This window comes from Gemmatimonadota bacterium (genome assembly GCA_026706845.1).
Taxonomy (GTDB): domain Bacteria; phylum Latescibacterota; class UBA2968; order UBA2968; family UBA2968; genus VXRD01.
The window spans coordinates 1-17,399 of sequence record JAPOXY010000217.1 but is presented as its reverse complement, the minus strand read 5'-3'; the positions used below and the strand labels follow the sequence as shown (position 1 = coordinate 17,399).

The following is a 17,399-nucleotide window of genomic DNA, read 5'->3' as shown; positions in this document are numbered from 1 at the left end:
GTGGCTTCTCCCCGGTCGGGATCGGGGGTGCGTTGCGGGTGGTTGATGACGGCGCTCAAATCTCCTGAGATAGATAAGATGGAGATTTTTGCTTTTCGGGGTATGTTGACAAAGCGAATATTGGTGCTGGCAGGTGGATACCGGTGGTCGGTATCTCCCGGGTCGTCCCGAAAGGGATTGGGTACCACGCGCACTTGTTCGGCCAGTGCGTCTTTTTCAGGGGTTGCAATCACGATGGGGCTTCTCGAAACATTCATGCGCTGTTCGGGTGCGCTATGTCCGGATTCCAGAGATGGAATAGATCGGCCTGTGCCGTTCCAGTCGCTGTGTCCAGAATCGTAGGTGCGCACCGAATACCAGTACCTGAAACCGGGCACTGATTCTACGTCTCGATAGGTGTAGGTTCCCCCATCGGCGTAGGAAATCGTGGGAGAAGTCCAGGGCGTGTTGGGTGCGTATTCCGTGTTGGATGGGGTAGTTCCTTTGGGGATATCAGCCACAAGTTCCCAGGGTCCCAGGTGGTTGTTTTGGGTGCGATAGACCCGGTAGCCCTGCACATCCAGAGCTTCATCGCCCGTGTAATCCGGATCGGGGGACTTTTCAGCTCGATCAGACCATGTGATGGCGTTGTTCCCATTTTCATCGCTATCTACAAATACGGCAACATCGGGAGGCGCGTCGGGCAGGTCGTAGCCATTGTCGTACGCAAACTGGGCCCGTTCCAGATGTTGTGCCATCGCCCGTTCACCGTCGGCGACCTGGCTCTGGTTGCCCTGGCGCGCCCATTCGTAAACATCCATGGGACTGCCGCCGGGACCGGCGAATTCGGCACCCGATCCGGCGACCCAGGCGACCACGACTTTGGCTTTTTCACCGGGGGCCAGATCATAAGGTCCGTAGGTGTGTGCGAAGGTTACGCGGCTGACTTTGGAGGGATTGTCCTGGGCGGCTGGAACTCTACCCAAACCAATAAATTCATTGTAGAGATTCTCGTCGCTATTCAGGTTGGTAATGTCTGGCGTGTCCCAATCGAAGCGCCCGTAGATCTCCCACCAGTTGACGAAGGCGGGCTGATCCATTGTTTTGGGGGCCACGTAGGTCTCGTTGTCGTTGGTGAACCCGTCGGTGGGATCGTAATCGAGGGGCGCCAGGCCGATGTACTGGAAAGCCATGAGTTCGCCGTGGCTGAGCTGGCCCCGGTTGATATAGGCTGCCTGGGCGTTGTTCTTATCGAAAGGCTGGCCCGTGTCGTCTCCAGCAGAAGAGAGCAGATCGCTGTCATAGACGTATGAGATTTTTTTTCCTCGAAGTGCGGGCAAGCCATCGAAGTTGGAGGCTTCGCTGTATTTGTACCAGTCGTCCAGGATAATCGGATCGGAATATGCCCACGGTACGGTTTGGTTCTGCCAGCGGTGTCCGGCCCACGATGGAGCCAGGTTGTTTACAAAGGCGAAATAGACGTCCTTGTGATCAACGGGTAGCCCTGCATCGGGTGTGCCATCTCCATTGTTATCTCCGGTGTTTTCGATGATGACTTCGAGAATAATAAAGTCGTCGTAGTCCGGATAGCTCCACGCTCTGGCTTTGCGGGTAATGGTGAGGCCGCGTTCTGTCGTCCATTTGGAGATGATGATTTCTTCGGCCTCATTGTCGTTGGGAATATAGCGTCCGTAATCATAATTGTGGATTTCGATGGGTTCGTCGGCCACCAGTGCAGGTGCTCCGGGCCAGTAATTGGCCGTGGTATTGCCCGTGAGGAACGACCGGGTTTCAATGCCCAGATCGCGCTCTGGTCCCGAAGCGGCATCGTAGATCATTTCAAAGATGTCGTCGGTATTGTAGCGCGGGTTGGAGGTCGATACATTGTATGACCCTCCTTCTTTGGTAAAAACCCAAAAACCCTCGCCCTGGCTGGTGTGATAGCGGTGATCGGCGTCCTGTCCTATGATCCAGTATTCCCTGAAGTCGCGTTCGCCAATGCCCCAGCCGGGATACATCAAGCCAGCATCTGCGCCCAGGCGGCTGTCGTCGCGCAGGCCCTGGGTGCCGGTATTGCGAAAGGTGGCCCAGAGCTTGCCCCGGGTCAGGTGGCGTTGAAGTTCGGGTTGCTGGGCATAGATTTCGGATGCAAATACCAGCACACATAGAACGCCCATCCATCCGATGTGTTTTAATGGATACATGTTATTACTCCTCAGATAATAAAATTAAAATCCGAGCTGGAGACCTACGCTGATCTCTCGGGGGCGACCAGCCCAGCGGTGGTATTCTTTGGTATCGCCGAAGTTGACATAATTCTTGTCCGTGGGTTTGGGCATGTCCATGCCATAGAGATACCAGAGTTCGGCTTGTGGCCCCTGTCTGTGTCGATCAAACCAGGGACCGCGCCAGAAATATTCGGTGGCCGGGTCGCGCTGATTGAAGAAGTTGTACACGTTCATAAATAGAACGGCTTCTGTTCGACCTGCGCGGAAGCGTTTTTCCAAAGACAGGTTGGTCTTGGTTTCCATAGGACCAAATCGCTCGACATTGCCCTGTGTGGGATGCGGAATGTTGATTCGACGTCCCGTTTTCAGGGTGTTGATCACATTGAGCCGAAAACCGCCGAGGGCTGGACCGTAATGCATTGGCGTTTCATACGTAAATGCGATTTTCATGGTGCCGCGCCGGTCGCCAAAACCAGCGGTTTCTGCGGCACCTCCGCGTCCCGCACTTCGGTCAGAAGTGGTGTTGCGAGTGAAGTAAAAGACACCCGGAAGATTTTCCACTTCCTGAATTTCGCTGTCGGTCAGCGGATTCCAGTCGGGGTTGGTACCCTCTCGGATGGTCTGGATATAGCGGTCTGCTTCGGCGCCGATGTCCTGAATCTGCTGCGATGTGAGCGGTACTTTTGCTTCTGAGCCATCGTCGTTGGCATCTACTACGCCGTCGCCGTTGGTGTCTTTGGTGTGCTGGATGAAATAGAGATCGGACGCGACAAATTGCGAGTTGGGAAAGTAAATAATCCGGTTGATTCCCGCATTACCTCCCGACTGCCACTGGTGGTTGTACGCGACCTGGAAGGAGAAGTTCTGGCTGAAGTCCTTTCTCAGGCTCAGTTCAAATCCGCGATTGTCTGTAAAGACATAACCCAGCGGTGTGTTGCGTCCCACCTGGCTTTTGCGGCTGGGATCTCGCCACAGGGCATTGCCGAATCGAACCTGACCATCTACGCTTTGCTGATATGTCGTAAAGCTCAGAACATAGTCCTGATAGAAGTTCCAGTCTGTGCCCACCTCGAAATTGGTGGAGCGTTTGTAGTCGAGATGGGGGTTGCCCGTGGTGGCTCGCTGGTTGTTTTTATTCAGCCATTCGGTATCGTCGATTTGGCCGTTGTTGTTAAAGTCTTCCGGGGGCGCAACGCCGCGCCATTCGTAGGAATAGAGGTGCCAGAACCCGGGCATCTGGTGAAATATGCCGTAGGAAAATCGAATGATGGCATTGGCCGTAATGGGATGTGAAACGCCCAGGCGAGGACTCCAGGCCGATTTGGTGGATACAGTGGTGCGCGGCATAAATTTGCGCTGTCGCGACCACGAGTTGGTCATGGGTGCTCCGCCCCAGGCATTGTTGGCAAGTGGGGAGTAAAAATCGCCGTTGTGGTCGTGCCTGTCGTAGCGGATGCCCAGGTTGACGATGATGCCTTCAAATTCCATTTTGTCCTGGAGGTAGAACGCGGATTGGATGGGGTTAATGGGTTGGCCCATTTCGTAGGGCACACCCGCGAGTTGATAGCGCGATTTGCCCGCCTGCGGCCAGTTGATCTGGTTCCACCAGTAGGTGTGTCGCGTCAGATCAATGCCCGTTTTGATAAAGTGGTTCTTGTTGATCTGGCTGGAATAATCGAGTTTGAAGTTGAGGCGGGCGCGATGGTCGTTGATCCAGATGGAGACCCGTCTGGGGCCAATGGTGAATACCCCGTCCTGATCTTTTCTCAGCGGTTCCGTAATACCGCCGCCAAATTGGCTGGTGACACCCGGCACATTGGTCGTGTCTGTGGCGTCGCGGTAATAGGATAGCCGGGCTTCGTAAAAGGTTTTGTTGCTCAGGGTATGTGTGAGGGATATGTATGCCAGGTCGTGTTTGACGTTGGCGATGCCTGCACCAGCTTCACCTGCGGGCAGGAAAATGTCGATGCCCTGGAGTTCTCGACCAACGGTGCGCTTGACGCCCTGTACCCAGCTTTCGCCCTCGCCGACCTGGTAGGCTTCGTGGCGCGCATAGACCCCGCCGACTTTAACTTTTATGTTGGACTGCACATCCCAGGCCAGTTTGTAGGTGCCTTTGATGTTGTAGGGCGATTCGATCCAGCGGGCGGTCTGTGGAGATGTTGAGACGGCCTGATGGAAGATGCCGCGTTTGGTGGGGGAGGGGAAATGCGAGGCTTGTCCTTCGTGCTGTGCGGTGACAAAAAAGGAGGCATTTCCCAGCAATGGACCCGAGAGTGATCCATCGACTTCATAACCATGAATGCCGGTATAGTCCGTGCGCTCGTGCGCCAGGCGGGTGATGTCGTCGCCCGTTCCCATCTGGCGGTCTGGACCGGGATCTGTGTATGTTTCATTTTCCCATGTCGCATCGCCCCATTTCATTCTGCCTTTGTGGATGGGGCTGTCATAGACATTGCCACCCCAGTGTTTTTTGCCCGGCGGAATATAGGTGAAGCCGCCTTTGCCGTGAAAATTTTTGCCACCTTCTCGGGTGATGATGTGAATGGCGCCAGATGTGGCATTGCCGTATTCGGCTTCCATCCCTCCGGTGATGACGGTAATTTCTTGCACGGCGTCGCTATTGACCCCGACAAATTGAACATCGCCCCGGGCAGTGCCCGCATCCATGACAACGCCATCTACATAGACGAGTGTTTCCGTCGTGCCGCGGTTGCCCTGGTAGCTGCCGCGAATAGCGGGTTCGTTGTTGTCGAGAGAGACGCCTGCCTGAAGGCTCATGAGTTCTGAGGTGCTTGCCGCTGTAGATAGCCGATCAATCGTGTCGCCGCCCATGATATATTTGCTCGTGGTTTTGTCTCTTTCTACGGGTGGGCGTTCAGCCACGACTGTGAGTTCGGCCAATTCGACGGTGGTTTCTTTGAGTTGAAAGTTGAGAGGCGTGGTGAAGTCCGTTTTGACCGATACATCGCTCTGGGTTTGATTGGTATATCCGATAAGCGAGGCCGTGAGTGTGTATCTTCCCGGCAGGATATTGATGATAAAATAGCTACCATCGGCATCTGCCACAGCGCCGAGTCGCGTGCCTTCTACGATTACATTAGCGCCGGGAAGCGGATTGCCCTGATCGTCTTTGATGATACCAGCGATTTTACCCGTGGTGCCTGCCTGGAGGTGAGAGGCAAAACACAGAAGTATGAAAATCATAACGATTCGTTTCATTCGCGGCTCTCCTTTTAATTTAAGTTGAATTTGATACCTGCACCGATATCAATGAGGTTAAAGGGATATGTTTTTTCAATGCCCCAAACAAGGAAGGGGCGCAACTCTCCCATTACAACATTATAGCGTACACGCACATCTAACGCGGCTTTGTCTCCCATACCGATTTGAACCCCGCCGCCAAAGCTGGCACTAAAGGCTGTGCGCGTGTCGTTGATGGGTTCCATGAGGATGGTTGGATCGGGGGGCGCACCAGCGCCCGAAGGTGTTTGACCGGCAAAGATCAGACCGCTGACTTTGCTGGAATAATCGTGAAGGCCCGCGCCAAATGTGAGATAGGTCGTTGTGCCCTGGCCAAACCCCTGTTCCCTCAATGCAAATAGCCAGTTGGCGTGGATGCTGTTGATAGTCATGTTGGCTTCGGCCTGTGGGCTGGTGTACTCTTTACCGTCGCTGAAACTGAAGGTGCGTGTTTCAAGGCTGCCATTGTTAAAGCGGGCATGGTGAAATTCTACTTCGGCCATCTTGCGCTTGTGATAAATATAATGCGCTGTGCCTCCAAATTTTGTACCACTATCGTACATATCTTTGAAGTTAAAGACGGGAATGTAGAAGTCGAAAAATCCGCCAGCGCCATAAGCACCTTCTCGTGCGGTTGCCTGCGCATTCGGCAACAGCACGACAATGCATAAAATCGAGAATACATTTTTCAACGGAACCTCCTTTGCTTATGGATGTTGTTGTGTCAAATAGATTTCCGAGACGCAATTGCATCAGATCATTGGACCTTCTTATTCGATATTAATTTTAGTTTTTTATTTATTTTAAAACTTATTTAAAAAGCAAACTAATTTACTCTTGTATATTAACGAACTTGATTTGTGAAGGCAAGCGAAGTTCTGTCCGGCATATTGTGATTATTAAAAAAAAGAACGGCAAACTGTTGAAAAGTTGCCGTTCTTTTCTTTCTAAATGATTATATTTTGTGGCTGTTATCACGCTTTGCGATAAACTGTTTTGCCTCCCACAATTGTCTCCATTACATCAATATCCTTTATAGCCAATATATCTCCTGCAAATGGATCTGATTCTAAAACCACAAAGTCCGCCAGCTTGCCCACCTCGATTGACCCTTTTACATTTTCTTCAAAATTTTGCCAGGCGGCGTCAATAGTGATTGCCCGAAATGCCAGTTCCAAATCAATGCGCTGTGCTTCGCCCATACACTGCCCACTGCGCGAGAGACGGTTCACTGCGGACCAGACGGAAAATAGCGATTTGGTCGGGGTTACTGGCGAGTCGTTGTGGATGGTAAAGCGAATTCCGCGATCAGATGCTGATTTCAATGGGCTGATTCGATGCGCGCGCTCGGGTCCCAAAAAGATCGCTTCGTGGCGGTCGCCCCAGTAATAGGTGTGCTGAACAAAGAAAGAGGGTGTCACGCCCAGTGTCTGCATTTTATCGAGTTGATCTTCTCTCACCGTTTGACAGTGCTCAATGCGATGCCGCGTATCTGCGCGCGGCGTTTTTTGTTGCGCCTGTTCATAGGCAGATAAAATATCGTCAATTGCCGCGTCTCCATTGCCGTGTATCGCAATCTGTTTGCCGGCTCGATGGGCTTCATCCACCATCTCTATTAGAGCTTCTCGGCTTCGCATGGGATAACCGCGATACTGAGTATCGCCCATAAATGGTTCGTGATAGGGTTTGCTCAGATATCCCGTATAGCCCTGGATTGATCCATCCTGAAACATTTTTACCGCGCCCAATCGCAAGCAATCTGTTCCAAAGCCCGTTTTCAATCCACTCGCCTCCAGAATTGACTGCTGACCCGGCTTGCTTTTCCCGGTCATGCAAATCATGCGCATGGGCAGCTTGCCGCTGTCGATGGCTGTTTGCAGTCGGGCAATGTCGCGGCGAGTACAGCCGGCGATTACTACGGAGGTTACACCTTCGCGGACATATTCATTTACAGCGATCTCCAATCCCTCAAACCACTGGGCTTCGTTCAATGGGGGAATCAGATTTCTCACGGGACGCATTGCGGTTTCTTCCAGAACACCGTCCGGCTCTCCTGTTATGAGGTCTTTGCGAATTACTCCGCCCGTTGGATTGGGGGTATCGGAATGGACTCCGGCGCGTTCCAGTGCATATGTATTTGCCGATGCAAAATGGCCCGAGGTGTGGACGATGCAAATCGGGTGGTTCTGCGAAGCCCGATCCAGGTCTGCTCGTGTCGGGTGCCGTTTCTCTTCCAGCAGGGTATCGTCATAACCCCTGCCCAATACCCACTGGTCCTCTGGTATTTCTTTGGCCCGCTCTGCCAATAGCTGGACAATATCATCGATTTTTTCTACGGGTCCCATTGGTGGAGAATTGCAATTTACAGAGGAAACAGCCACGAGTCCCGCGCTGGGGAAATGTCCATGCGTGTCGTAAAATCCAGGTAGCATGGTTTTTCCCTTGAGGTCTGTACGTTCGGTGTCGGGACCTGCAAGGTCCATAATCTCCTGATCAGATCCCACAGCGCATATAGACCCATTCAGTACAGCAACCGCAGTACCGCCGCGGTCAGCCATGGTGATCAGGTTGCTATTGTAAAATACCCTGTCTGGCTGAAGGCTCTGAATTGCTTTCATTACAACCTCCTCGGATCCTGTTCTTTAATCAGATGGATTAACCTCATTTAAAGGCGGGTCGTCTGTCGTTCGTTCTCTGAAATTTTCAATTCGGTGAAATGTGAAATAATTCGCATCATGCGCGTTGTGCGCGCCGCCCAGACCGTCGTCATAAGCTGTGCGCGATGCCACGATTATATCGTTTTCTTCAAATTGCCAGTCAACGTATTGAAATGCGTGTTTCTCTGGATCGGGGTGGTGCAGGATCACGGATTCGATTCGCCAGGTTTGCAAATTTGCAGACGATGTCAAGACCAGTGTATTTCGGTATGCCGGCGGATTGGTTTGTTTGCATCCCAACGACCAGTAGCGCTGTGTTTGATTGTCAAACCGAATTGTGAATTTTACACCGCCGCCCGGAAAGTCGATCAGGTCTTTATCCCGATCGTGTGTCAATGTTTTGCCATCTTCTGAGATGTGCAATATAGCCGCTTTGTCGCTTTCCGCCTGTATCTCTTCGGGGGAGACATTGCGTAAATTTGAACGCAAGATGTTTACCAGTTTGTTATCTGGCGTTATCACGATATTGCCTTCAATCCACTGTGAACTTGACCAGAGGTGTTGATACGCTTCGCTAAATCGCCAGTTCTCAGCTTGAAGCAGGTCTGCATCTTCGGGTATGGAGAGGACCAGCGCTTTCCACTCTTCTCGCGGACCATGTGCCAATTCAAATGCGCGCCAGAGATATCCATTGTGGGCGACGACGGGCATTGGGGCACAGTGATAGCGATCCTCAGTAGAGATTTGTCCGGTGTGTTTGTCTTTTGGCACTGTCCATGTTTTTCCCCCGTCCGTAGATCGCCGAATTACGGCATAGCCATATTCGCGGCTTGTGCCGAGCAGGTAGAGGTCGCCTTTGTGCAAAAAAAGATTGGACCACCACTGGCCAACCTGTTCGACTATTTGAGTCCAGGTTTCGCCTTTGTCGCGCGAACGAAATACGGCCATGCGGTCGTAATTTGTGCCCGGTCCAAAAAGATCATAGGATGCGATATAATCGCCGTTGGGCATGATGACGATGCTCGGGCTACCCAGGTATTGTTTTGTGCTGGCGGGGCTGTGATCAATCACGACGCCAGGTACTTTTGAGTGGTCGGGTTTTAAAGGCAAATTTACCTCCTCAGTTATCCATTCGATTATGGTTGATTTGAACGTCAGCAGTTTCGTCTATGGATAATGCACCTGCTGTGCCGTTTCCGATTCGGTTGTTGCTCAATAAATTACCAGTGCCGATACCGTTCCAGCGAACTGTTGAAACGGTTTCTTTTTGTTTTCTCCTCTCCAGCAGGGTACATCCGGTGATGCTGATGTCGTCGGAGTCGGATACGTATATCGCGCTGGGATAGCCGTCCAATATCTGGCAGCCGTTTACGGTGAACCGGGCGCAACGGATGATTTCCAAAAGGCCCTGGCGATCATCCGCGTTTTCATCTTGTCCGCTTTGGAACTCGTGAAGCGTTGTTCCGTTCAGGATACAATCTGTGCTGTTTATAAATTGAATGCCAGTACGACGCGAGGGACCGTAATCGGGATTGTGGTCAAAGCTGTTGCCGCCAACCACGATATTTTGCGCGTGTTCTACCAGGAGATTTCGGTTGAATCCATTGTAGATCGCGTTTCCCGAGATGGTGACGCCTCTGGCCGCGATGAGGTGGATGTTATTTTCTTGTGTGCCGATCAAATTTCCCACAATGGTGAACAGGCCCACCTTGTTATTCGTCTGGGGAGAGTGGCCGATCATCAATATATTCACGCCTCCAGGCGAAGGTAGTGCCTGGATGGTATTGCCCGATATGGTGCCTTCGCGGACAGTGGCAGATCCGTCGCTGGTGTCGATCCAGATATCTGCGGATCGGTCCGCTTCTTTGTCGAAGTTGTATTCGATGTCGTTGCCGGTGATCTGCAGGTTGCGGATTTGTGAGCCGATGATTTTGATGCCTCCGCGTTTACAATAGCTGATGTGGGAACCAGTTACGATGATTTGATGCAGATCTACCTGGTCGAGGAAGATGCCTGCGCCGCGATTGTCGTGTAGATGACAGTGGGAAATAAGGACATTTCGGGCGCGGTCGCGTATGTGGATGGCGTGGTTTAGCTTTCGCAAGAGTACGCCTTCAAAGGTCGCCTGCATGGTGCCTGTTAGCAAGAAGCCATCTGCTTCGGGGTGTTTGCCTTCGATCTCCAGGTTTGATATTGTGGGCATTCTTTCATGGGTCCAGACGCGAGTTTCAAAGGTTTTGGGATCGGCTGAGCGCTCATGTGTACCTGTGATGTGAAATGCGGGTCCTGCACCTCCCATGAGGATTTTTGCTGCGCCTCCCGATCCATCTATACTCATCCGTCCGCTGTCGGCCAATTTTACGTTGATAGGGTGCGTGATGAGATAGTCGCCTTTTGGAAATTGTAGGGTTCCGTCTCCTTTTGCCAGCGCGTCTTCAATTGCTTTGGTATCGTCGGTGATGCCATCCCCTCTGGCTCCGAAATCTCGCACATTGCTCATGGTTTCTACCTTTCGGGTGTTTGGTGATTTGCAGTATCAGGCATCATATATAGAGAATTGTTCTCTGTCAAGCAGGGCCGTTTCGCAGGACCGGGCGTTTTTCAGTTGCTTCTGGCGAGTCCCGGTTATAGTTTGGAAGCCAATTACACAAGCTGTTCAACTTTTTGAGGAGGTCACACCGTGAATCCTCTCACTTCGTTTGACGACTCGCACCACGAACAATTTATGGCTGAGGGATATCTGCGCTTGGGGCATCTCCTGTCGCCCGGGGAACTCGGTGCACTGCAGCAGCGCATTGACGATATTATGCTGGGTCGCGTCCGCTACAAGAATATGCGCTTTCAACTCAATCCCAAAACGCCGGATGTCAGAATGGATCGCACGCTGGGGAATCAGGAGCAGACGCTCCATTATCGGCGTATCGATGATCTGGAACAGGATCCTCTCTTTCTCACCTATATGCAGCATCCCCTTATCCGCCAGATTACCCGTCGCTATATCGGCGAAAATGTTTCGGTTTTTCGCTCTATGTTTATGAATAAACCCGCTGAGAGCGGCACGATTTTGCCCTGGCATCAGGATATTGGCGTGGGTTGGGGGATTGATACCAATCCGATTATTACGGTGTGGACGGGGCTGGACGCTGCCACTGTTGATAGTGGTTGTATGCAGATTGTGCCGGGGAGCAATAATCTGGGTATTCTCAACGAGCGGCACTATACCTCTGATGAGGATCAGGCGAGGTACGCCAGACCCGAGGATGTGATCGATCTGGAGACAGAGGCAGGGGAGGCTGTTTTGCTGCACAATTTTTTGCTCCACCGCTCGGCTCTCAATTCGACGCCGTCGCCTCGGAGGGCTTTTAGCGCGACTTACATGGATGCGCGAACGCGTTCTTTGAAGACTGGTCTGACTTTTCCTCGTCTCTTTGGAGAGGGTGCGCTCAATCCTGCGACTGTGTCGGGAAAAGCGTCCGATCTGGTGCAAGTTTTTCATGGTTGAGGTTGTTGCTAATGACTCAAAAAAGCCGACGCATAAACGTCGGCTTTTTTTGTATGTGATGTTTAAGGAATGGGATCGCCGTGTTCGGCGGTGTGTTGGGCGTATTGTTGGCGCAGGCGATTGGTGACGGGACCGGGTTCGCCGTTGCCAATGGTGCGGCCATCTACTTCGAGGATGGGAGAGAGTTCGCCCATGGTGCCCGTAGTGAAGCTTTCATCTGCGGTATAGACTTCGGTAAGCGATAGGTTGCGTTCGGTAACTTTGATGCCCAGATCGCGTGCGAGGTCGATTACTACACCTCTTGTTATGCCGGGCAAGCAGGAATCCGCGTGGGGCGTGATAAGCGCCCCTTTTTTTATGATGAAGATATTGGTGGCATTGGTTTCAGAAACATAGCCGAAGATGTCGAGCATGATCGCGTCATCAACGCCTGCGACATTGGCTTCGATTTTGGCGAGGATGTTGTTGATCAGATTGTTGTGATGGATTTTGGAGTCGATGCACATGGGCGGATTGCGGCGAACAGAGGCGGTGATCAGGCGAATGCCGTCTGAGGAATAAACAGGGGGTTTCCATTCTGGTAGCACAATGAGGCAGGAGCCGTATTGATTAAAGTGCGGACTCATGCCCGATGAGGTTTTTTTCCCCCGCGTGAGCGTGAGCCGTATATGCACTTCATCGCGCATGTTATTGGTTTTGAGGGTTTCAAAGATCGCGGTTTTGATTGCTTCACGAGAGGGGATATCCGCAAAGGCCATGGCTTTGGCAGAGTCGAAGAGGCGGTCGAGGTGCGCGTCGAGTTGGAAGATTTTGCCGTTGTACACGCGCAGGCCCTCCCATACGGCATCACCGCCCTGGACCGCGCTGTCAAAGACGGATATTTTGGCGTCTTCGCGCGGTAGTAGTTCACCGCCGACGTGGATGAGGATGTTTTCGTTTCGAGAGTCGGGTAATTGGATAGACACGGGGACTCCGTTTATTCAGCTTTGATGGCATGTGCATAAAGCTGGTCGTAATAGGGTTGACATTTTTCGAGGAGCGGTCGCAAACGATCGGGAAAGGGTTCGGTTTTGGGGCGATAGGGTTGAAATCCGGTGGATTTGTGGACGTTGTGGTACCAGTGTTGCGCCCATATTCCGTCTTCGGGGCGGGGTCCGGCTTTCCACGTGAGCATTGCGGGGTCAAAGGGTATGTTCAGGGCGTCGCAGAGTTTTGTGAGGACATGCCGTGGATTTTTGAGGAGTTCTCGAGAATCGAGTACGGGGTATTTTTGACCTATGGCGTGAAACTCGCGCAGTAGCTGGGCTTGCATTTTGTAGCCCGTGTCGCGCAGGGTGGGGATTTTGAGCTGGTTGACGAGCGAGGGTAGCATGTCAACGGGGTCGCGCGTGAGCAGGACATTGTGGGTGTGTACGAAAAAGTCGCGGCTTATTTCGACGAGGTGATGAGCCATCTGTTTCATAAAGAGCACGGGGCGATCACAGGGACCGAGGATGATATTGCGAATGACTTTTTCGCCATTGCATTCCATGGCGGCCATGACTTCGTTTGCACCCGGGTGTTTGGCAGCAGATACGCGTAGATAGTGACCGTAGAGGGGTTCGTCAATCACGCGGGTGTCTGACCGCTGTGCGAATGAGTACATGAGGGCGGTTGAGACATTGCGGGGACCGCTCCACATGTTTAGACACAGAATATCGGCAGGCATATCACATTCGGAAGACGGGTTTAAAATTGGGATCGGTGATGGCATCGCGTTGTAGTGCAAAAGGTTCTATTGGATAATCCGTGTGCCCATCAATGGCGAGTTCGCTGAGGATTTTGCCCAGGATACCAGAGAATTTGTACGCGTGTCCGGCGCCTACACAGACGATGATCTGGGGGTGCTCGGGGAGTGTATCGATTACGAAATGGCGGTCTTTGGGCATTGTGTAGAGACAAGTTTTGGTATAGAGCTTTGGGCCGAGAAATCCGGGGATGTTTTCTTTGAGCCAGGCTTCCTGGTAACGTTCGCGTTCGGCTTCGGGGTCATAGGTGCGCGTATCGGTTGTCACTGCGGGACCGGATGCGTCAATGCCGACTTTGGTGGCGACTTCGCCATAGATGGGGAATCCGTAGATGGATTCGTCGGCATGAGAGATGAATATGGGGAATTTTCCAATGGCAAAGTCTGGCAGGTTTGGCGTGGCGTAGTATGTAACCTGTTCCTGGGTTACGGTGAGAGAAAGATTTATGTTCACGCTGGCGAGCAGGCGATCTGTCCAGGCACCGGCTGTGACGATGAGTTTGCGGCAGGAGAAGTTGCCCTGTTTGGTTTCGATTGTGACGCCGGTGTCCGTTGGACGAATGCGCGTGGCTTCACATTTGTCCAACATGGTGGCACCGCGATAACGCGCCATGGCTACATGGGTGGCATTTCCCCGACTTGCATCTACCAATCCGGTATCGGCCTGGTAGATGCCATCGACTTCGTATTTTAGATGGAATTGCGGAAAGCGTTTCGCGATTTCATCGGCGTCAACGCGATCGTAGGGAACGCCTGTTTCATCCATTGCGCTCGTGTATTTGTCAATTTCATATCGGTAGGGGTGATCGACGGGTGAAAATTGGATGCTGCCCGTTTTGAAGACCATCTGGACGCCGGATTCTTCTTCGAGCGTATGCCAGGCGGTGTAAGAGGCAGGTGCCAGGCGGATATATTGAGGGTAGTAATAGGTCAGGCGGATGATGCGCGAGTGATCCTGGGAGCCGCCGTGGTGATGACCGTGTTCAAATTGTTCTATGCCCAGGACGTCTTTGCTTTTTCGGCGCGCGAGCCAATACGCTGTTGCACTGCCGATGCCCCCACAACCGAGGACGATGTATTCGTAATCTGTTTTCATGGTCTTGTATTAGAGATTTTTTGCATTGTCCAGATTGTATTTTTTCAGGCTTTTGTGAGTGCCAAAGGCATAGTGCCTGGACATGTCTGGCGAATAGCGACTGGCTTCTGGCGTGCGTCCGAGTGCTTCTGCAATGGCGCGAACATGATGAGGCGCGCCACCGCAGCAGACGCCGAGGTAGCGGATATCCGCGCTGTATGCCTCTCTGGCAAATTCTGCCATTTCGTACCGATTGCAGGTAAAGGGATCAAGCGCGGTGGGAAAGGGGCGGTCTTCGGGCAAGCGCGGGTCGCGGAGAGACTGCATGGTGGGATGATCAGGGGTGGTGCGGTAGGGGACGGGCAAAGCAGCAACATGGCACGAGACCGCTTGTCGGATGCGCACGACAGCGGGCATCATGGTCTGGGGACCCCGCGCGCAGTTAATACCGACGACAGTCGCGCCGTCTTGCTCTAATTGTTTGGCCGCGACTTCGAGGGGAATCCCGTCTCTGAGGTCGTCTTCCCTGTGCGGGGTGAGGGTGACGACAGCTGGCAGGCCAGATTCTTTGATGGCTTTGAGGGCGATTCGCGCTTCGCCAAAAAAGGAGAAGGTTTCGGCGATGATAAAATCGACATTTGCCTCGGTTGCCCAGTTAATTTGTTCTTCGAACATGCCGCGAACAAGCGCGTCGGATGCTTTGTCATTGGGATGCCAGATATTTGTGTTGCAAATATTGCCCGCGACCAGAGGTGGCTCTGCGGTGGCTTCTCGCGCTATGTCTTGGGCGAGTGATAAGGCGTTTTTTTGAAGGGGTTCGAGCAACTCTTCTTTGCCTATTAGACGCAGTTTTTCGCGGTGGGCGTAATACGTGAGGGCTTCGATAACATCTGAGCCAGCCCGCAAAAACTCGCGGTGTAAAGCGGCGACTGCTTCGGGGTGTTCTAAGACGACTTCGGGTACATAAGCTCCTGCCTGGAGATATCCCCTTCGTTCGAGTTCAAACACATACCCTTCGGCGCATATTACACCGCTTTCGTCCAGGCGCTGCAACAGCCCGCGTTTTGGAATTTGTTTATCCATTGCTTGTCCTTTACTATGATGGGTCAAAAGCAATTGTATGGTAGGGATTTGCGATTGGGAAGTCAAGGCAGAGTTATCTCGTTTGACTTAGCGTGGATGGCGTTATATTCTAAAGAGCGTTGGAAGGGAGTGTACGCTCAAAGATATTGGAGGAATTCGCTATGGGCTTGACCGAAGAGGAGAGATTTAGATTTGATTTGACGGGGTTTATGGTTCGACCGGCGATTTTATCGAAAGACGAAGTGGCGGCGATTGTAGATCAGATTGATCGGATTAAGCACAATCCCGAATCTTTACCTCCCGAACATCGCGCCGTTCCCGGTGGACCGGCGAGTGTGTTGATCGATCATCCGAAGGTGATCGATGTTTTGCACGAGATTATCGGGCCAGAGATTCGGCTGGAGGCGGCCGGGTGTGTTTGGAGAAAGAAGGGCCAATCCCATGGCGAATTGCACGGAGGGGGTCCGAGGCAGATAGATCCCATTTTTGGGTATCGGGTTCAGGCTGGGCGCATCCATGCGGGGATGGTTCGGGTAATTTTTGAACTGTCGGGGGTGAATAAAGGGGACGGGGGCACCCATTTTATTGTGGGGAGTCACAAGGCCAATTTCCCAATGCACGAGGCGCATGTGTCGTTGAAGGAGGGGGAGCGCAGTCCGTTTTTGATGACGTATGAGTGTCCGCCGGGTAGTGCACTATTTTTTACGGAGAATGTGTGTCACGCAGGTCCTGTGTGGCAGCGCGATACGCCCAGGGTGACGATTTTGCACGCATATTCGCATTTGGCGACGCACTGGCACCGGTTAAATATTCCGCCAGTGGTGCTGGAAAATTTGCCCCGCGAAAAACAGGCTTATTTCAGGCAGCCGTGGATTGCGGATTTCAAAACTCGACCGGCAACACACAATACGATGGCGCGATTTATTGAGGGAGATGATCCGGTTGTGGATACAACCCATCGGTTGGAAGTGGGGATTTGATCAAATAGGAGGAGATATGAAGGCAGTTGTGGTGATGTTTGATTCACTAAATCGACATCTGTTGTCGCCCTATGGGTGTGACTGGACGCATACGCCAAATTTTAAACGGTTGGCAGAGCGCGCGGTGACGTTTGACAGGTCTTATGTGTGCTCGATGCCGTGTATGCCGGCCAGGCGAGATTTTCATACGGGGCGGCCCAATTTTTTGCATCGTTCGTGGGGGCCGCTGGAGCCGTTTGACGATTCGGTGCCTCGCATGTTAAAGGAGCATGGTGTTTCGAGCCATCTGGTGAGCGATCATCAGCATTATTGGGAAGACGGCGGATGCACGTATCACACCCAGTATAGCACCTGGCAGTTTTTCAGGGGACAGGAGGGGGATCTGTGGAAGGGGCAGGTGGCAGATCCTTCTACGGAAAATACGTATGGGCGAAATTCGGGTGAAGATGACCTGTCCCGACAGGATTTGATCAATCGGCAGTTTATGCGTCGGGAAGAAGATCAACCCCAGTCGAAGACGTTTGAGGCGGGGATTGATTTTATTCAGCGGAATTACACGGAAGACAATTGGTTTTTGCAGATTGAAACGTTCGATCCCCACGAGCCATTTTTTTCTCAGCGCAAGTTTAAGGATCTCTACGCCGAGCATTATCGCGATTACGACGGTCCGTTGCACGATTGGCCGAGCTATGAACCGGTGAAAGAGACGCGAGAGCAAATTGAGCATATGCGGTTTGAATACGCTTCACTGCTGTCGATGTGCGATGCCAAGCTGGGCGATGTGCTGGATTTGATGGATGAATTGGAGATGTGGGAAGATACGTTGCTGGTGGTGTGGACCGATCACGGGTTTTTGCTGAGTGAGC

13 protein-coding genes are annotated in these 17,399 nt (G+C 52.4%); 3 read left to right on the top strand and 10 right to left on the bottom strand.

From position 1 onward, the window contains the following. The 6 genes from OXG87_19865 to OXG87_19840 form a co-directional block, all read right to left on the bottom strand. The coding region (locus tag OXG87_19865; protein ID MCY3871812.1) for a hypothetical protein at positions 1–2,183 on the bottom strand (2,183 nt) is incomplete at its 3' end. Between the two features lie 24 nt (positions 2,184–2,207). Next, a complete protein-coding gene (locus OXG87_19860) occupies positions 2,208–5,429 on the bottom strand; it encodes a TonB-dependent receptor (protein MCY3871811.1) in 3,222 nt (1,073 codons plus the stop codon). A gap of 14 nt (positions 5,430–5,443) precedes the next feature. Further along, positions 5,444–6,142, bottom strand: a complete 699-nt coding sequence (locus tag OXG87_19855; protein ID MCY3871810.1) for an outer membrane beta-barrel protein — start codon at positions 6,140–6,142, stop codon at positions 5,444–5,446. A gap of 282 nt (positions 6,143–6,424) precedes the next feature. Continuing rightward, entirely contained in the window at positions 6,425–8,068 is a 1,644-nt protein-coding gene (locus tag OXG87_19850) for an amidohydrolase (protein MCY3871809.1), read from the bottom strand. 24 nt (positions 8,069–8,092) lie between these two features. Further along, the gene (locus OXG87_19845; protein ID MCY3871808.1) at positions 8,093–9,217 is read right to left on the bottom strand and encodes a sialidase family protein; all 1,125 of its coding nucleotides are present in this window, start codon (positions 9,215–9,217) and stop codon (positions 8,093–8,095) included. Between the two features lie 10 nt (positions 9,218–9,227). Continuing rightward, positions 9,228–10,607 (bottom strand): right-handed parallel beta-helix repeat-containing protein, encoded by a 1,380-nt coding sequence (locus OXG87_19840; protein MCY3871807.1) that lies wholly within the window; start codon positions 10,605–10,607, stop codon positions 9,228–9,230. Between the two features lie 180 nt (positions 10,608–10,787). Here OXG87_19840 and OXG87_19835 point away from each other — a divergent pair, with 180 nt between their 5' ends. After that, positions 10,788–11,609 (top strand): phytanoyl-CoA dioxygenase family protein, encoded by an 822-nt coding sequence (locus OXG87_19835; protein ID MCY3871806.1) that lies wholly within the window; start codon positions 10,788–10,790, stop codon positions 11,607–11,609. Between the two features lie 62 nt (positions 11,610–11,671). On the opposite strand, the gene ilvE is transcribed toward OXG87_19835, so the two are convergent. From ilvE to OXG87_19815, 4 genes are read right to left on the bottom strand one after another with little or no spacing between them, the layout of a single operon-like run. Beyond that, positions 11,672–12,574 (bottom strand): branched-chain-amino-acid transaminase, encoded by a 903-nt coding sequence (ilvE, locus tag OXG87_19830; protein ID MCY3871805.1) that lies wholly within the window; start codon positions 12,572–12,574, stop codon positions 11,672–11,674. An 11-nt stretch (positions 12,575–12,585) separates the two neighbouring features. Continuing rightward, positions 12,586–13,317: a sulfotransferase family protein gene (locus OXG87_19825; GenBank protein MCY3871804.1), complete on the bottom strand. Its 732-nt coding sequence runs from the start codon at positions 13,315–13,317 to the stop codon at positions 12,586–12,588. Between the two features lies 1 nt (position 13,318). Next, positions 13,319–14,491 carry an N-methyl-L-tryptophan oxidase gene (solA, locus tag OXG87_19820; protein MCY3871803.1) on the bottom strand — a complete coding sequence of 391 codons (1,173 nt, stop codon included), beginning with the start codon at positions 14,489–14,491 and terminating at the stop codon, positions 13,319–13,321. Between the two features lie 9 nt (positions 14,492–14,500). Next, positions 14,501–15,553, bottom strand: coding sequence for a homocysteine S-methyltransferase family protein (locus tag OXG87_19815; GenBank protein ID MCY3871802.1), 1,053 nt, complete (start codon positions 15,551–15,553; stop codon positions 14,501–14,503). Between the two features lie 161 nt (positions 15,554–15,714). On the opposite strand from OXG87_19815, the gene OXG87_19810 reads away from it, so the two are divergent. Further along, the gene (locus tag OXG87_19810; protein MCY3871801.1) at positions 15,715–16,533 is read left to right on the top strand and encodes a hypothetical protein; all 819 of its coding nucleotides are present in this window, start codon (positions 15,715–15,717) and stop codon (positions 16,531–16,533) included. A 16-nt stretch (positions 16,534–16,549) separates the two neighbouring features. Beyond that, the coding region (locus OXG87_19805) for a sulfatase (protein ID MCY3871800.1) at positions 16,550–17,399 on the top strand (850 nt) is incomplete at its 3' end.

What these genes read in the sequence shown, in the direction of transcription:
- OXG87_19860 (MCY3871811.1), bottom strand. Translation starts at nt 5,429, where the DNA reads ATGAAACGAATCGTTATGATTTTCATACTTCTGTGTTTTGCCTCTCAC.
- OXG87_19850 (MCY3871809.1), bottom strand. Translation starts at nt 8,068, where the DNA reads ATGAAAGCAATTCAGAGCCTTCAGCCAGACAGGGTATTTTACAATAGC.
- OXG87_19840 (MCY3871807.1), bottom strand. Translation starts at nt 10,607, where the DNA reads ATGAGCAATGTGCGAGATTTCGGAGCCAGAGGGGATGGCATCACCGAC.
- OXG87_19825 (MCY3871804.1), bottom strand. Translation starts at nt 13,317, where the DNA reads ATGCCTGCCGATATTCTGTGTCTAAACATGTGGAGCGGTCCCCGCAAT.
- solA (MCY3871803.1), bottom strand. Translation starts at nt 14,491, where the DNA reads ATGAAAACAGATTACGAATACATCGTCCTCGGTTGTGGGGGCATCGGC.
- OXG87_19815 (MCY3871802.1), bottom strand. Translation starts at nt 15,553, where the DNA reads ATGGATAAACAAATTCCAAAACGCGGGCTGTTGCAGCGCCTGGACGAA.
- OXG87_19810 (MCY3871801.1), top strand. Translation starts at nt 15,715, where the DNA reads ATGGGCTTGACCGAAGAGGAGAGATTTAGATTTGATTTGACGGGGTTT.